This window comes from Halalkalibacter kiskunsagensis, assembly GCF_037027555.1.
GTDB classification, from domain to species: domain Bacteria; phylum Bacillota; class Bacilli; order Bacillales; family Bacillaceae_D; genus Halalkalibacter; species Halalkalibacter kiskunsagensis.
Genome location: NZ_JAXBLX010000008.1, coordinates 1 through 17351, shown reverse-complemented (window position 1 = coordinate 17351; position 17351 = coordinate 1). Strand labels below are relative to the sequence as shown.

At 38.8% G+C, this 17351-nt stretch carries 15 protein-coding genes; all 15 read left to right on the top strand.

Features of this window, described 5'->3' with window-relative positions; all coding sequences use genetic code 11:
- Positions 1 to 23 precede the first annotated feature (23 nt).
- The 15 genes from ystJ to hflC all read left to right on the top strand — a co-directional run bounded on the left by ystJ (position 24) and on the right by hflC (position 17103).
- Positions 24 to 1265, top strand: a complete 1242-nt coding sequence (gene ystJ, locus SLH51_RS06180) for an NADP-dependent malic enzyme (RefSeq protein ID WP_335959958.1) — start codon at positions 24 to 26, stop codon at positions 1263 to 1265.
- Between the two features lie 33 nt (positions 1266 to 1298).
- On the top strand, positions 1299 to 1964 hold the full coding sequence (locus SLH51_RS06175; protein ID WP_335959956.1) for a FadR/GntR family transcriptional regulator: 666 nt from the start codon (positions 1299 to 1301) through the stop codon (positions 1962 to 1964).
- A 71-nt stretch (positions 1965 to 2035) separates the two neighbouring features.
- Positions 2036 to 2881: an acetyl-CoA carboxylase, carboxyltransferase subunit beta gene (gene accD / locus SLH51_RS06170; RefSeq protein ID WP_335959954.1), complete on the top strand. Its 846-nt coding sequence runs from the start codon at positions 2036 to 2038 to the stop codon at positions 2879 to 2881.
- A 15-nt stretch (positions 2882 to 2896) separates the two neighbouring features.
- Positions 2897 to 3880: an acetyl-CoA carboxylase carboxyl transferase subunit alpha gene (gene accA / locus SLH51_RS06165; protein ID WP_335959952.1), complete on the top strand. Its 984-nt coding sequence runs from the start codon at positions 2897 to 2899 to the stop codon at positions 3878 to 3880.
- 196 nt (positions 3881 to 4076) lie between these two features.
- Positions 4077 to 5036: a 6-phosphofructokinase gene (pfkA, locus tag SLH51_RS06160; protein ID WP_335959950.1), complete on the top strand. Its 960-nt coding sequence runs from the start codon at positions 4077 to 4079 to the stop codon at positions 5034 to 5036.
- Positions 5037 to 5144: 108 nt separating this feature from the next.
- Positions 5145 to 6899, top strand: a complete 1755-nt coding sequence (pyk, locus tag SLH51_RS06155; protein ID WP_335959948.1) for a pyruvate kinase — start codon at positions 5145 to 5147, stop codon at positions 6897 to 6899.
- A 97-nt stretch (positions 6900 to 6996) separates the two neighbouring features.
- A complete protein-coding gene (locus SLH51_RS06150) occupies positions 6997 to 7392 on the top strand; it encodes an FxsA family protein (RefSeq protein ID WP_335959947.1) in 396 nt (131 codons plus the stop codon).
- Between the two features lie 168 nt (positions 7393 to 7560).
- On the top strand, positions 7561 to 8034 hold the full coding sequence (locus SLH51_RS06145) for a DUF441 domain-containing protein (RefSeq protein ID WP_335960129.1): 474 nt from the start codon (positions 7561 to 7563) through the stop codon (positions 8032 to 8034).
- Between the two features lie 272 nt (positions 8035 to 8306).
- Positions 8307 to 9422: a citrate synthase gene (gene citZ / locus SLH51_RS06140; protein ID WP_335959946.1), complete on the top strand. Its 1116-nt coding sequence runs from the start codon at positions 8307 to 8309 to the stop codon at positions 9420 to 9422.
- A gap of 113 nt (positions 9423 to 9535) precedes the next feature.
- Positions 9536 to 10804, top strand: a complete 1269-nt coding sequence (gene icd, locus SLH51_RS06135; protein WP_335959944.1) for an NADP-dependent isocitrate dehydrogenase — start codon at positions 9536 to 9538, stop codon at positions 10802 to 10804.
- 243 nt (positions 10805 to 11047) lie between these two features.
- On the top strand, positions 11048 to 11992 hold the full coding sequence (gene mdh, locus SLH51_RS06130; RefSeq protein ID WP_335959941.1) for a malate dehydrogenase: 945 nt from the start codon (positions 11048 to 11050) through the stop codon (positions 11990 to 11992).
- A 206-nt stretch (positions 11993 to 12198) separates the two neighbouring features.
- Positions 12199 to 12924, top strand: coding sequence for a response regulator transcription factor (locus SLH51_RS06125; RefSeq protein ID WP_335959940.1), 726 nt, complete (start codon positions 12199 to 12201; stop codon positions 12922 to 12924).
- Positions 12917 to 14692 carry a two-component system histidine kinase PnpS gene (pnpS, locus tag SLH51_RS06120; RefSeq protein ID WP_335960127.1) on the top strand — a complete coding sequence of 592 codons (1776 nt, stop codon included), beginning with the start codon at positions 12917 to 12919 and terminating at the stop codon, positions 14690 to 14692. Before SLH51_RS06125 ends, pnpS begins: the two co-directional genes overlap by 8 nt.
- A gap of 525 nt (positions 14693 to 15217) precedes the next feature.
- Positions 15218 to 16171, top strand: a complete 954-nt coding sequence (hflK, locus tag SLH51_RS06115) for an FtsH protease activity modulator HflK (RefSeq protein WP_335959938.1) — start codon at positions 15218 to 15220, stop codon at positions 16169 to 16171.
- Entirely contained in the window at positions 16171 to 17103 is a 933-nt protein-coding gene (hflC, locus tag SLH51_RS06110; protein ID WP_335959936.1) for a protease modulator HflC, read from the top strand. The genes hflK and hflC overlap by 1 nt, the downstream gene beginning before the upstream one ends.
- Positions 17104 to 17351 lie beyond the last annotated feature (248 nt).

The window sequence follows — 17351 nt, the reverse complement described above, 5'->3', positions numbered from 1 at the left end:
AAGAAAAAAAGGAGAGTGTCGTTGTGGCAACAACAAGAGAAGAAGCCTTACATATCCATCGTGTAAACCAAGGAAAGCTTGAATCAAAAGCAAAGGTCGCTGTTAGAAATGCGAAAGACTTAAGTTTGGCCTATTCTCCAGGAGTAGCAGAACCGTGTAAAGAAATTTTTGAAGACATTGAAACTGTTTATGAATATACGATGAAAGGCAACATGGTTGCTGTAGTCAGTAATGGGACAGCAGTTCTCGGTCTAGGAAATATCGGACCAGAAGCTTCTTTGCCTGTAATGGAAGGGAAGGCTGTCTTATTTAAATCATTTGCTGGTGTTGATGCTTTTCCAATTTGTTTACGTACAAATGACGTTGAAAAAATAATAGAAACTGTGAAGCTAATGGAACCAACTTTCGGCGGGGTTAATTTAGAAGATATTGCTGCTCCCGAGTGTTTTGAAATTGAAGAACGCTTGAAGAAAGAAGCAAATATTCCAGTTTTTCATGATGATCAGCACGGTACAGCAATTGTGACGCTTGCTGGTTTAATTAATGCATTAAAAATCTCCGGGAAAAAATTATCTGAAATCAAAGTTGTTGCCAATGGCGCAGGATCAGCTGGAATTGCAATTATAAAATTAATGCAACGAATGGGTGTTAGAGACGTTATCATGTGCGACTCCAAAGGAGCTATTTTCGAAGGGCGTTCTTATGGAATGAATGATATGAAGGCGGAAGTTGCGAAGTTTACGAACCGTGATCAATTAGAAGGTAGTTTAGCAGATGTTATTAAAGGAACAGATGTATTTATTGGAGTGTCGGTTGCTGGGGCGTTAACAAAAGAGATGATTGAAAGCATGAATGCTGATCCAATTATTTTTGCAATGGCCAATCCAACACCTGAAATTATGCCAGAAATAGCAAAAGAAGCAGGTGCAAGTGTGATTGGAACAGGGCGTTCTGATTTCCCGAATCAAGTGAATAATGTATTAGCTTTCCCAGGTATATTCCGTGGGGCATTAGATGTTAGGGCAACACACATCAATGAGGAAATGAAAGTGGCAGCTGTTTATGCAATTGCTAATTTAGTTTCTGAAGAAGATCTTTCTCCTGATTATGTCATACCAGCACCGTTTGATCCACGTGTTGCTCCTGCTGTTGCAGCGGCAGTAGCAAAAACGGCAATGGAGACGGGAGTTGCTCGGAAAAAGGTTGATCCAGAAAAAATTGCTGAAAAAACAAGAAAACTTGCTATTATTGGGGATGAAGAGTAATTAAATTGTTTATAACTGAGGTGAGGGTGACGTATGTCATCAGTACAACCGAAAGTCTATTTAGAAGTCATCAAACAAATTAATCAAATTATTAATGAAGATCAATTAGTAAGTGGTGACAAACTACCCTCAGAGAGAGAACTGAGCGACCGACTCGATGTTGGTCGCTCCTCTGTTCGCGAAGCTTTGCGCGCCCTAGAGCTATTAGATTTAATCGAAACAAGGCGTGGCGAAGGGACGTACATTAAGAGTTTTGGTAGTTACAGGTTAGTAGAAATTGTGTTATCATTCCTTCTTAAAGATAAAAATGCAAGGCAGGATTTAACGGAAACAAGGCGAATTATAGAGCTTGAAGCACTAAAGTTAGCTTGTGAACGTATTACAAATGAGTCTGTCAGGCAGCTTGGCCAATTCATTATCCGTGCAAAAGAAGAGTGGTCACATGGAGATTTACCAGTTGAGGAAGATTATCTGTTTCATAAAACAATTGTTGAATCTTGCCAAAATCGGTTACTACTTAATTTATGGGTATCATTGGTTGAATACAATAAAGTTGCTATTGCCCGTTCACTGCAAAGGGAGGGACGGATGCCCGTATCACTTAGTGAACACGAGGAAATCTTTGACGCTTTAAAGAATCGAGATTGCAAGAGGGCAACAATGGCAATGAAACAACATTTAGAGAATAGTCGTTTTTAGCTTGTACTATTTAGCAAATCAAGATCATAAGATGAACTAATGGTTTAAGCTTAAGCGAGTGAGGTGGAAAAATGCTTAAGGATTTTTTGAAGAAAAAAAAGAGATATGCGACGATTCCTTCAGAACGAGCAAAGCAGGAAGTTCCTGAAGGACTCATGACAAAATGTCCGTCGTGTAGAACGATTATGTACACGAAAGAGTTAAAAAAGAATTTATATGTATGTGATGCATGCGGACACCATCATCGTATAACTGCTTATGAGAGAATGGATAGTTTATACGATGCGGGATCGTTTGTTGAATTTGATAAAGATATGATTAGTGAGAATCCACTGCATTTCCCAACGTATGAAGAGAAATTAGAGGCCGATCGTAAAAAGACAGATCTCAATGAAGCGATCGTCACTGGAAAAGGGACAATTAACGGCTTTGGAGCTGTTGTTGCAGCAATGGACCCAAGGTTTCGTATGGGGAGTATGGGATCTGTTGTTGGTGAAAAAATTACAAGAGCTGTTGAATACGCAATTGAAATAGAAGTTCCCTTTATATTATTTTCTGCTTCTGGTGGAGCAAGGATGCAAGAAGGGGTTTTAAGCTTAATGCAAATGGCTAAGACAAGTGCAGCTTTGCAAAAGCTTAATCGCCAGGGGGGGCTATTTATCTCAATCATGACTCATCCAACAACGGGTGGTGTATCAGCTAGTTTTGCATCACTTGGCGATTATAATTTTGCAGAACCTAAAGCGTTAATCGGCTTTGCTGGTAGACGCATTATTGAGCAAACTATTCGACAAGAACTACCGGAAGACTTTCAAACAGCAGAGTTTCTATTGAAGCACGGTCAACTTGATCGCGTGATTTCACGTCTGGACATGAAAGAAACATTAACAACGATATTAGATATCCATGCTTCGTAGAGGAGGTGTACTAACATGGCAAGTGAATTAGGTTTTGAAAAACCGATTTTAGAATTAAAAAATAAAATTTCAGAGCTTCGAAATTTTACAGAAGAAAAAGAAATAGATTTAACTGATGAAATTATGAAGCTTGAAAGTCGTCTTGAACAACTTGAAAGAGATATTTATGGGAATCTACAACCATGGGAACGAGTGCAAATAGCAAGGCATAATGAGCGTCCAACAACTCTTGATTACATTGAGCATTTATTCACAGACTTTTTAGAAATGCATGGTGACAGGTTATATGGAGACGACGCGGCGATTGTTGGTGGTGTTGCTAAATATAAAGGACGTTCGGTTACGGTTATTGGCCATCAACGTGGAAAAGACACGAAGGAGAATATCCGTCGTAACTTTGGTATGCCGCATCCTGAAGGCTACAGGAAAGCGCTCAGGTTAATGAAGCAGGCAGATAAATTTAATAGACCAATTATCTGTTTCATTGATACAAAAGGAGCTTATCCTGGTAAGGCTGCAGAAGAAAGAGGACAAAGTGAAGCCATCGCTAGGAACCTTCTAGAAATGGCCGGCTTGAGTGTTCCTGTTATTTGTATTGTGATTGGTGAAGGAGGAAGCGGTGGAGCATTAGCTCTTGGTGTTGGGAACCACCTTCATATGTTAGAGAACTCAACATACTCTGTTATTTCACCTGAAGGAGCTGCAGCTCTGCTTTGGAAAGATGCTTCTCTTGCTCAAAAAGCGGCAGAGTCAATGAAAATTACAGCACCTGACTTAAAAGAGCTTGGTGTTATCGATGAAATCATTCGTGAAGTAAAAGGTGGGGCTCACAGAGATCTAGTTCGACAAGGAAAAAACATTGATCTTGTGTTAAATGAGTCACTTGTTCAACTATCAGAGTTAACAGCAGAAGAGCTCATTGAACAGCGCTACCAAAAATATAAAAATATTGGACAATTTACGTATGTAAACGATGTCATAACTGTAAATAAAGGATAAGTGTTTCCCTTTCCTAGGGAAGCACTTTTTATTTTGGTATTAACTGGATTGAATTTACTAAAGTAAAGTGGTATTTTTAAAAATGGAGATAAAAAATTCAGTAGAAACATATTGAGGGTAAAAGTACACATGCTAATAAATAATACGCATTGCACTTTTTAACATATTTTTAAAGTTATCTTTAAGGAGGAATAACATGAAAAGAATTGGAGTTTTAACAAGTGGTGGGGATTCACCTGGAATGAACGCGGCAATCCGTGCTGTTGTTCGTAAAGCAATCTTTCATGGACTTGAAGTCTACGGAATCTCATATGGGTACGCTGGGCTAATTGCAGGCGATATTAAGAAGATGGAGTTAGGGTCAGTAGGTGATATCATTCACCGTGGGGGAACGATCCTCTACACGGCACGCTGTGAAGAGTTCAAGACCCTTGAAGGGCAGCAAAAAGGAATTGAACAATTGAAGAAGTTTGGCATTGAGGGTCTAGTTGTTATTGGTGGCGATGGGTCATATCGTGGTGCTCAGAAGTTGACAGAGCATGGGTTCCCAACGATTGGAGTTCCAGGAACAATCGACAACGATATCCCAGGTACTGATTTTACCATTGGCTTTGACACAGCACTGAATACGGTAATTGATGCAATTGATAAGATCCGTGATACGGCAACATCACATGAACGTACATATGTAATTGAGGTTATGGGTCGTCATGCTGGAGACTTAGCGCTTTGGTCGGGTCTTGCTGATGGAGCAGAAACCATTGTCGTACCAGAGGCAGACTATGACATGGCCGAAATTATCTCACGTTTAAAACGTGGTCAAGAACGTGGAAAGAAACATAGTATTATTATTGTAGCTGAAGGTGCTGGTAGTGGTTTTGATTTCGGTAATCGAATTAAGGAAGAAATGAATTTGGAAACTAGAGTGACCGTGTTAGGGCATATTCAACGCGGGGGTTCTCCAACAGGAAGTGACCGTGTGTTGGCAAGTCGCTTAGGGGCGAAAGCTGTTGATCTTCTTTTAGAAGGCAAAGCTGGAGTAACAGTAGGAATTGAAAAAAATGAACTTGTTTACCATGATATTAACGAAGCTTTATCTCGTAACCATACAATTGATATGGATATGTACAAGCTTTCACAACAACTATCGATTTAAAAGTTTATTTTGTTTATAAATAAATTCGAAATAATGTATAAAAGCCTTTTCTTTATAAGGAAGCTTAATCATAATAAAAAATATAAAGTGAGCATGTAGGAGGAAAATATGCGTAAAACGAAAATAGTATGTACCATTGGTCCGGCAAGTGAGTCGATTGAAAAGCTTGAAGCGCTTATCGAAGCAGGGATGAACGTTGCACGATTAAATTTTTCACACGGTGATTTTGAAGAGCATGGTGCAAGAATCCGTAACATTAGAGAGGCTGCTGAGAAAACGGGAAAAACAGTAGCAATTTTGCTTGATACAAAAGGACCTGAAATTCGTACACAAACATTAGAAAATGGAGTAGTAGAATTAAAGGCTGGAGATGAACTAATTGTCTCAATGACAGAAGTCGTTGGAAATAACAAGAAAATTTCGGTTACATACCCGGGCCTTATTAACGATGTTGGGCCAGGTTCAAAGATTTTACTTGATGATGGGTTAATTGGACTTGAAGTGACTGAGGTTGCTGATGGTGAACTTGTTACAAAAGTATTAAATAGTGGAACACTTAAGAACAAAAAAGGTGTAAATGTACCAAATGTAAGTGTAAATCTACCTGGTATTACAGAAAAGGATGCTGAAGATATTAAGTTTGGTATTGACCAAGGTGTAGACTTTATTGCTGCATCATTTGTGCGTAGAGCAACTGATGTCCTTGAAATTCGTGAACTTCTTGAAAATCATGGCGGTAATGAAATTCACATTATCCCAAAGATTGAAAATCAAGAGGGTGTAGACAATATTGACGAAATTCTTGAAGTGTCAGACGGATTAATGGTAGCTCGTGGAGACCTTGGTGTAGAAATTCCGGCTGAGGAAGTTCCTCTTGTCCAAAAAGTATTAATTAAAAAATGTAACGCAGTTGCAAAGCCAGTTATTACGGCAACACAAATGCTTGACTCCATGCAACGCAATCCAAGGCCAACTAGAGCAGAGGCAAGTGATGTTGCCAATGCAATTTTTGATGGAACGGATGCTATTATGCTTTCAGGTGAAACAGCTGCGGGCGATTATCCGGTTGAATCTGTACAAACAATGCACAATATTGCAACGCGTACAGAGCAGGCATTAAACTATAGTGCAATGCTTAGAAAGAAAACGAGAGAAGAAGTTTCGTCGATTACAACGGCAATTGGTCAATCGGTTGCGCATACAGCTTCTAACCTTTCGGCTGCAGTTATCTTGTCAGCAACAGAAAGTGGATATACAGCACGTGTAGTTTCTAAATACCGTCCGAAGTCACCGATCGTTGCAGTAGCTAGTAATCCAAAAGTCATTCGAAAGCTAAACCTAGTTTGGGGTGTTACACCGATTCTTGGTAAAGAAGCGTCTTCAACTGACGAAATGTTTGACTCTACGATAAATACAGCACTTGAATCTAATTCTATCAAACAAGGGGACCTAGTCGTAATTACAGCAGGAGTACCAGTAGGAGAATCAGGTACAACGAACATTATGAAGGTTCATGTAATCGGAGAAGTTATTGCAAAAGGCCAAGGGATTGGTCGTCGTTCAGCTGCTGGACGAGTTGTTATTGCTAAAACGGCACAAGAGGCAAATGAAAAGACAACAGAAGGATCAATATTAGTAACATATAGTACAGATAAAGATATGATTCCTGCTTTTGAAAAAGCAGCTGCAGTTATAACTGAAGAAGGTGGGTTAACTTCTCATGCTGCTGTTGTTGGACTAAACTTAAGTACGCCAGTCATTGTAGGGGTTGATGGCGCTTTGAGTTTGTTTACAGAAGGCGAAGAGATCACAGTAGATAGTGCTCGAGGCGACATTTACAGAGGTCACACTAGTGTACTATAATGAGCTAGAAGGAGAAGGGAGTTCCCTTCTCCTTTTTCCTTATAAGAGTGTATGGAGTGTAAATGAAAGGAAAGATTAAAAAGTAAAGGAGCATATAATGTTTCGCTTATTACTATTATTAATAATTATCGTACCTGCACTTGAAATCGCTGTTCTTATTCTGTCTGGGAATGTAATAGGAGTATGGCCTACGATTTTTCTTATTATCTTAACAGGTGTGCTAGGGGCTTGGCTTGCTAAAAAAGAAGGTCTCCAAGCACTACGACTTGTTCAGCTTCAAACCCAACAAGGACAATTACCTAGTGGTGTACTCCTTGATGGAATTTGCATATTGATTGGTGGAGTCGTATTACTCACTCCAGGTTTTATTACTGATGCCATAGGATTTTTCTTGTTAATTCCTGTAACTAGAACCATCGCTAAAGGATTCTTATTAAAATTGTTTCACCAGATGATTAAGAATGGGAATTTTATGATCATGACAAGAAAATAACCTTCTATTACAATAGTAGTGTGACGATCTTGTATACCCTTTTTAAGGGAAGATATAATAGCTGCATGTTTTTCATAATGCAATGAATGATTTTAGGCTGCTATGAAGTAAATTCTATGAGAATCGATCAAGGGTAACTTAATGCGAGCGAGGAAGAAAGGTGGTTTCTTGTTTTCACAAGCTTCCGTTTTTATGTTGATTTTATTACTTGTGGCAATTGTCGCAAAAAATCAATCCCTTCTTGTAGCTGTTGTATTTCTACTTGTAGTTAAGTGGATAGGATTAGGAGATAGACTATATCCTATCGTTCAGCAAAAAGGGATTCATATTGGGGTTACAATTATTACAATTGCCGTTCTAACACCTATAGTAACAGGAGAGATTGGATTTAAACAATTAGGAGAAGCCGTGAGATCATCTTATGCCTGGGTAGCTCTAGGTGCAGGAGTGTTAGTAGCAATCATTGCTGCCAGTGGAATCGATTTATTAAAGTCAGACCCACACATTACCACGGCATTAGTCTTTGGTACCATTCTTTCTGTCGCTTTATTTAATGGTGTGGCTGTAGGACCTTTAATCGGCGCGGGAATTGCTTTTTTTGTCATGAAAATCATCCAATTTTTCACTCATCTTGGGGGATGAGTGAATCTAGTTAGTATTTAAAAAGGATCAATTGCATGTATCTTGACCACTTTGCAGATACTAAAAGTGGCACTTTTTTGTATTAATACATAATAATTTTAGAATTTAAGAATAACTTTGGGAGAAAACGTTCACAAAAGTGTAATAAGTAGTTATAATGGAAGTTGTGAGCATCCTACTTACATAGCATCGCTTTTGGATAAGATGTGGAAATGTAAGCATTTACTAGTTTTTACGGAAATATAGTATCAACGAGAAAAGGAGAGGTTAACGTGAGTACAACTCGTGGTCTAGAGGGTATTGTAGCAACTCAGTCAAGTGTTAGTTCTATTATTGAAAGTGTCCTTACTTACCAAGGATATGATATTGATGATTTAGCAGATAATGCGAGTTTTGAAGAGGTTATTTATCTTCTTTGGAATGGATCATTACCTAAAGCAGATGAATTGAGTCAATTTACTCAAGAACTTGCAAATCATGCAGAGGTACCAAGTGAGATTATTGACCAAATGAAAGCTTATCCAATTGAAAAGGTTCACCCAATGGCTGCGCTTCGGACAGCAATTTCAACACTGGCATTATTTGATGAAGAGGCAGACGTTATGGATGAGGCTGCTAATCGTCTAAAAGCGCTTAAGATACAAGCACAAATACCAACAATAGTGACAGCGTTTTCAAGAGTGCGTGAAGGTTTAGAGCCAATTGCACCTCGTAAAGATTTAGGGTTTGCTGCAAACTTCCTTTATATGTTAACAGGAAATGAGCCGGACGAAATTGCCGTAAATGCATTTAATAAAGCACTCGTACTTCATGCTGATCATGAGTTAAATGCTTCTACGTTTACTGCGCGTGTATGTGTAGCGACTTTATCCGATGTATACTCTGGTATGACAGCAGCAATTGGTGCCCTAAAAGGTCCGTTGCATGGTGGAGCAAATGAAGCTGTTATGAACATGTTAATGGAAATCGAAAAAGTTGAGAATGTTGAACCATACATTCGCAAAGCATTGGACAACAAAGAGAAAATTATGGGCTTTGGGCATCGCGTCTACAAAGACGGTGACCCTCGTGCAAAGCATCTTCGTGAAATGTCTAAGCGACTTACTGAAATTACTGGAGAAACAAAATGGTATGAAATGTCAACGAAGATTAATGAAATGGTAACTGGGGAAAAGGGATTGCTTCCAAATGTAGATTTCTATTCTGCAAGTGTTTACCACAGTTTAGGAATTAAGCATGACTTATTTACACCAATCTTTGCGGTGAGTCGTACGTCTGGTTGGTTGGCGCATATTTTAGAGCAATATAGTAACAACAGACTGATTCGTCCGCGCGCTGAATATATCGGACCTAATAAACGTTCGTATGTCCCTCTAGCACAACGCTAAAAGCGTACTTGGGAGTAATAGCCTCCCTGTACATAGATTGACATTTGTCAAAAATCGTAGCAACATAAAAGAGTCTTAGTTTATACTGTAATTAATTTAGGAGGTAATGAATTATGTCAAAAGGTGAAGTAATTAAAGTAAACAATGGTGTTCTTGATGTACCAAACAACCCAATCGTGCCTTACATTGAGGGAGACGGAATTGGACCAGATATTTGGGCAGCTGCGTCACGTGTATTAGATGCTGCGGTTGAAAAGGCATATAATGGCGAGAAGAAGATTGAGTGGAAAGAAATTCTTGCTGGAGAAAAAGCATTTAACGAAACTGGTGAGTGGCTTCCAGAAGCAACTCTAGATGCAGTTCGTGAATATATGATTGCAATTAAAGGACCTCTTACAACTCCAATTGGTGGCGGGATTCGTTCTTTAAATGTGGCACTTCGTCAAGAACTTGATTTATATGTATGCTTACGTCCGGTTCGTTATTTCCAAGGTGTACCTTCACCTGTAAAACGTCCAGAAGATACAGATATGGTTATTTTCCGTGAAAATTCAGAAGATATCTATGCTGGTATTGAGTACAAAGAAGGTTCAGATGAAGTGAAAAAGCTGATTGAATTCTTACAAAATGAAATGGGAGCTTCTAAGATCCGTTTCCCTGAAACTTCTGGTATTGGTATTAAGCCTGTTTCTCAGGAAGGAACAGACCGACTAGTTCGTGCGGCTATCCAATATGCAATTGACGAAGGTCGAAAGAGTGTAACATTAGTTCATAAAGGTAACATCATGAAGTTCACTGAAGGAGCGTTCAAGAACTGGGGATATGAAGTGGCTGAGCGTGAATTCGGCGATAAAGTATTTACTTGGGCTCAATATGACAAGTTAGTAGAAACAGAAGGAAAAGAAGTTGCTGATAAGGCACAAGCTGATGCAGAAGCAGCTGGAAAAATCATTGTAAAAGATTCAATTGCTGATATTTTCTTACAACAAATCTTAACTCGTCCGAAAGAGTTTGATGTTGTTGCAACAATGAACCTAAACGGTGATTATATTTCTGATGCTCTTGCTGCTCAAGTTGGTGGTATTGGTATTGCTCCAGGAGCAAACATTAACTACGATACAGGGCATGCAATTTTCGAAGCTACACATGGTACGGCGCCTAAGTATGCTGGTCTTGATAAGGTGAACCCATCTTCTGTTCTTCTTTCTGGAGAGTTATTGCTTCGTCACTTAGGTTGGTTCGAAGCTGCAGATTTAATTATGGCTTCTATGGATAAAACTATTGCAAGTAAAGTAGTAACTTATGACTTTGCTCGTCTAATGGACGGCGCAACTGAAGTTTCTTGCTCAGGCTTTGCAGAAGAATTAATCAAAAACCTATAAAAGATTTAACCCCCAAAGGTGCCCTTTACCTTTGGGGGTTAAATCGAAGCGATGAGCGGAGCCGCCGTAATGTTTTAAGCCATTAGGGTGACCTTCCCGAATGGCGCACGGCGAGAGAAGCCATCGCAAACGATGTACGCACTATTTAAAGCCAAAGGTGCCCTTTACCTTTGGGGTTAAATCTCAAAGCTAAGTATTCTTTTATACAACTTTCATTTAATCTTACGGGGGAGTGAACGAGCTATGGCAATTAAGCGTAGAAAGATTTCCGTGATCGGTGGAGGATTTACAGGGGCAACAACAGCTCTTATGGTCGCACAAAAAGAACTTGGTGATGTTGTTCTTGTCGACATTCCTCAAATGGAAGGTCCTACAAAAGGGAAGGCATTAGATATGCTTGAGTCAACACCTGTTGCAGGAATTGATTCAAATATCGTTGGTACTTCTAACTATGAAGATACAAAAGATTCTGATGTTGTTGTTATTACAGCGGGTATTGCACGTAAGCCAGGAATGAGTCGTGATGATCTAGTTAGTACAAATGCTGGAATTATGAAGGCAGTAACAAAAGAAGTAGTTAAACATTCTCCAAACTGTTACATAATTGTATTAACAAACCCTGCAGATGCAATGACTTACACAGTTTATAAGGAATCTGGTTTCCCTAAGAATCGTGTTATCGGTCAATCTGGTGTACTTGACACAGCACGTTTTCGTACGTTTGTAGCTCAAGAATTGAACCTATCTGTTGAAGATATTACTGGATTCGTTCTTGGTGGGCATGGCGATGAAATGGTACCACTTATTCGCTACTCAGCTGCTGGTGGCGTTCCGCTTGAGAAGCTTATCCCTCAAGACCGTCTTGATGCAATTGTTGAACGTACACGTAAAGGTGGCGGTGAGATTGTTGGTCTTCTTGGTAACGGAAGTGCTTACTACGCACCAGCTGCATCACTTACTCAAATGGTTGAAGCAATCATTAAGGATAAGAAGCGTGTTATTCCAACCATTGCTTACTTAGAAGGTGAGTATGGTTATCGGGACCTGTATGTTGGTGTACCGACAATCCTTGGTGGAGATGGAATTGAAAAGATTATCGAACTTGATTTAACAGAAGAGGAAAAGGCAGCTTTAGCTAAATCTGTTGAATCTGTACGTGGTGTTATGTCAGCTTTACCGACAACCTAATAGAAAAAGAAAACCTTTTGCTTTATTGCAAGAGGTTTTTTCTTGAATAAAAGCAAGCGATTTTCATTTTTGAAAATAAGAGTCGAAATAGTTAATTCTTTTGCTATACTATAGAGAGAAAAAGAGAAAAATCTTTACTAAAGGGGATGTTAGTAGAGATGACCGTTACATTTACCCGTTCTTTGAAGCGAGTTGGAGGATGAATCATGTCACAGCGTTTACTAATTGTCGATGACGAAGAATCAATTGTTACTCTTTTGCAATTTAATCTTGAACAATCTGGTTATGAAATTACAACGGCTATGGATGGGGTTACAGCACTAGACCTAGCAATGAGCCAATCATTTGATTTATTAATACTTGATTTAATGTTGCCGGAAATGGATGGCCTTGATGTATGCAAGCATCTACGGCAAAATAAAGTATCGACACCCATTTTAATGTTAACGGCAAAAGATGAGGAGTTTGATAAAGTATTGGGACTGGAGCTTGGCGCAGATGATTATATGACGAAACCATTTAGTCCACGTGAAGTGGTAGCGAGGGTTCGTGCTATTTTAAGGAGAGTTCAACCAGTTTTGCCAGAAAACGCACCTAGTCAAGATGAAATAAAAAAGAATGTGATTAGGTTTGGAGAAGTTGAGATTCACCCTGAAAATTTCGAGGTTTTGTTTAAACAAACAGTGCTCGAACTAACGCCAAAAGAATTTGAGCTTCTTTTGTATTTAGCTAATCATAAAGGACGTGTATTAACACGTGATCAATTGTTAAATGCTGTGTGGAATTATGAATTTGTTGGAGATACACGAATTGTGGATGTTCATATAAGTCACCTTCGTGAAAAAATAGAAACGAATACAAAAAAGCCAGTTTATATTAAAACGATTCGGGGTCTCGGATATAAATTAGAGGAACCACAATTTGATGTATAAGTTGCGTTTTAAAATAATTATTGCCGTCTTGTCTATTACTCTGATTGTATTGACAGGGGTTGGTTTTGTTATTGGTCAGCTATATGAAAGTTTTTATTTAAATAACCTTACAGAGCGAGTAGAAAAAGAAGCTTACTTAGCTTCATATAAGCTTGCAGAACAACCACTAATATCAGAGAGAGCTCAAAGTTTGGCTGTAGAAGTTTCAGAAATGCTTGAGGCTAGAGTCACGATTATCCTATCAGATGGAACGGTAATAGGCGAGTCTGAGACAGACCCAGCAACAATGGATAATCATATCATTAGACCAGAAATTGCAGCGATTGAAAGAGGCGAAGAAGGAACCGCTATTCGCTACAGTGAGACGGTTCAAGATGAATTACTATACTATGCAGTTGAAATAATGGATGATAATAATAATCGTGTAGGTTATCTTCGGCTTGGGTTATCGACTCAAACTTTAGATGATATGACAGAGATGATCTGGTGGATATTAGCTGTTAGTTTTGCTGTTGCTTTTTTCATAATTGTTACGATCACGTATCGTGTTACAAACGAAATGATTCGTCCGATAGAAAGTGCAACTGTTGTAGCGAACGAACTAGCAGAAGGGAATTTTCAAGCTAGAACTGCAGAAGGAAAGCGTGATGAGATAGGTCAATTAACGAGATCGATTAATATTCTTGCTTTTAACCTTGAACAACTGACGAAACGACATCAAGCACAAAAAGAACGGATGGAAACATTAATTGATAACATGGGTAGTGGCCTTATATTGATTAATATAAAGGGAGATATTTCTCTTATTAATCGTACTTGTCGCGAAATTTTTGAAGAAGATACGGATCGATGGTTAAATCACCTGTATCATGATGTAATTAAGCATAAAGAATTGATAAAAATTGTACAAATGATATTTATTACTGAACAAAAACAACGAATGCAAATTTACTTTCCTGTTCATTCGGAAATTAGACATTTCGAGGTATATGCTGCTCCTGTAATGAGTAGCCTCGGGAAGTTGAAAGGAATTGTTCTTGTTCTTCATGATATTACCGAATTGAAAAAATTAGAACAAGTACGGACCGACTTTGTTGCAAATGTATCACATGAGTTAAAAACGCCAGTAACATCGATAAAAGGATTTACAGAAACGCTGCTTGACGGTGCTATGAACACAGAATCTTTACGTGAGAAATTTTTAACGATCATTGCAAAAGAAAGCGAGCGTCTTCAAAGTTTAATTCAAGATTTACTTGATTTATCTCGAATTGAACAATCTTATTTTAGATTGAATTGGCAAAGGACGAACCTTAGATTAACAATTGAAGAAGTGATCGAGCTTTTAAAAAAGAAAGCAGTGGAAAAACAAATAGAACTTAACGTAATGATTGAAGGGGATGTCACTCTTGATGGAGATGGTGAGAGGTTAAAACAAATTGCCATTAATCTTATTAATAATGGGATTATGTATACTCCTGTTGGAGGAGTTATCCGAGTTTCCCTTAAGGGTGAAGAGGAGCAAATTGAGATGAAAATTTCTGACACTGGTGTTGGCATAACCGAGAAGGAGTTGCCGCGAATCTTTGAACGTTTTTACCGAGTCGATCGGGCAAGAAGTAGAAATTCGGGAGGAACAGGACTGGGTCTTGCAATTGTCAAACATTTAGTTGAAGCTCATCATGGGAAAATTACAGTTGAAAGTGAAGTAGGAAAGGGAACAACTTTTACGATTTTGTTTAAAAGAAATCGACTGGACATTGAATAAAAATTCGAATTTTTCCCATTGCTTATAGTAAATTATTAAAAGATGATATTAAGCCTCCTATGATAATCCTACTCTTAGGGGGCATATACCATAAGCTGCTTTTGTTGCGCATGGCTTCCAAGATAGTCCAAAAGGGAAATACTCTTTTGGACTATCTTTATTTACAATGTTTTAACATTGCGTTTAAACATTCTTAACCTTGTTTATTTATAATGAAGTGGAACGGTTTTCATCACTACTGCCAAGTATTTAGGTATGGACCTAGGATGCTTGGAGTACATCCCCTAAAAGGACGTGAGCGCCCCCTTATGCTCACGTCTATTTTTATACTTTGAAAGATCCAAGATGAAGTGAATGAATAAATCATGATCAATGTGGAAAGAACCAAGTATTTCTATCGTGAAAACCCACATTAACACTGAAATTTGTACTATAATGAAAAAGATTGAAACTTTTTAAAAATATATGAAACCGTTTCTAAGGAAAATCGTAAAAAGAGTAGAACATCTAGGAAGGGATGATACGATGACGATTAAGCAATTGCTTGTAGGTTTTGTTTCCTTAATAGGGGTGGCCATTCTAGCCTTATTTCTTGCAACAGGATGGTATATAGTTGATGAATCTGAACAAGCAGCACTTATTACATTCGGGAAAGTAGAAGACACAATTACAGAGCCGGGATTAAAGTTTAAGATGCCTTGGCCAATTCAAAGAGTCGAGATTTTATCTAGAGGAACTTATAATCTTCAAGTAGGGTATCATGAGGAAGGCGGAGAAGTAGTTGAATTCACGAATGAAGCGAAAATGATAACAGGAGATGAAAATATCCTATTCGCCGATTTGGCTGTTCAATGGAGAATTACTGATCCAGAGTTGTATCTCTATAGTACAGAAAATGCTCAAACGGTATTATATAACGCAACATCTGCAGCGTTACGCGGTGTGATTGGGAGTACTGGAATTGATGACGCGTTAACAGATCAAAGACCAGAGATTGAAGCACAAGTATTTGAAAACTTAGTTGAACTATTAGAAGTCTATCAAATTGGTGTTAGTATACAAGACGTGAAGCTACAAGATGTCGAACTGCCAACCGATGAAGTTCGACGTGCATTTACCGAAGTAACAGATGCTCGTGAGGAGCGTTTGACGAAAATTAATGAAGCAACAAGATATCGTAATCAACAAGTGAACGAAGCAGAAGGGGAAAAAGACGCGATTATGTCTCGTGCAGAAGGAACTCGTGCTGAGCGAATAGAGCGTGCGAGAGGGGATGTTGCGAAATTTGATGCCCTTTATGAAGAATATCTTGTAAATCCAGATGTAACAAGACAACGTCTTGTTCTTGAAACGCTAGAAAGTGTGTTACCAAATACAGAGATTTATATTATGGATAGCAATAACGATACAGTGAGCTACTTACCAATTAGGCCATTAGAACGCAGTCAAAATACAGCTAATGAAGGAGGGAGTAACTAATGAGCGATGAGAACATTGTTGATCTGAACGAGCGCCGTCCAAATGATGAGTGGAGAAAGTTTATGAAGCTAGGAGCAACGGTTATTGTTCTAATAGCACTTTTAGCAACGATTATTAGTAACCTCTTTATTGTTGAGCAAGGTCAATACAAAGTTGTAAGGCAGTTTGGGGAGGTTGTACGAATTGAGGATGAGCCAGGTCTTAGCTTTAAGATTCCGTTTATCCAATCAGTTACTACTCTACCAAAATATCAAATGATTTATGACATTCCTCCAGCGGAAATAAATACGAGAGACAAAAAGCGTATGCTTGCTGATCACTATGCAATTTGGAGAATTGAAGACCCGCAACTAATGATTTCCAATGCACGAACGGCGGAGCAGGCAGAGGCAATTATGGGAGAATTAATCTTCTCAGCCATTCGAGCTGAGTTAGGTCAATTGGAGTTTGATGAAATTATTAATGAAGAAAAATCTTCTCGAGGAAGCTTTAATGAATTGGTTCGTGACCGAGTCAATGAGGCACTTGAGCGTAACCAGTACGGAATTGTATTAACGGATGTTCGAATGAAGCGTACGGATTTACCAGAAGAGAATGAGCAAGCTGTTTATAGCAGGATGATTTCTGAGCGTCATGCAACAGCACAAGAATATTTATCTCAAGGGGATGCAGAAGCTAATCGGATTCAGTCTAATACAGATCGTGAAGTAACAGAAATGATTGCGACAGCTAATGCAGATGCCAACGAGATTGTAGGGGAAGGGGAAGCAGAGGCTGCCCGTATCTACAATGAATCATTTGGACGGGATACTGAATTTTATCAGCTATATCGTACCCTTGAATCCTATGAAAAAACAATCGGAGATGAAACGGTCATCGTCCTCCCATCTAATTCGCCATACGCGCGTATTTTAATGGGATATACTGATTAACTAATTAAGGGAGCCCTGAAAAGTCAAAACCCGAGCTTTTTGTCAAAGAAAGAAGGGGCTCCACACGATACATGTTCCCTATGAGAAGGGCACTCATAGGGAACGAAAAGGCAGGTATCGGCTCCGCACGCTGATTCAAGGGAGCCCCAAAAAGGTCAAAACCCGACCTTTTTAAACTGGCACCTATGTCAAGGACACTCTAAAAAAAGAGATTAAGCAACTAGAAGATGATTCCTATATTGAATAGG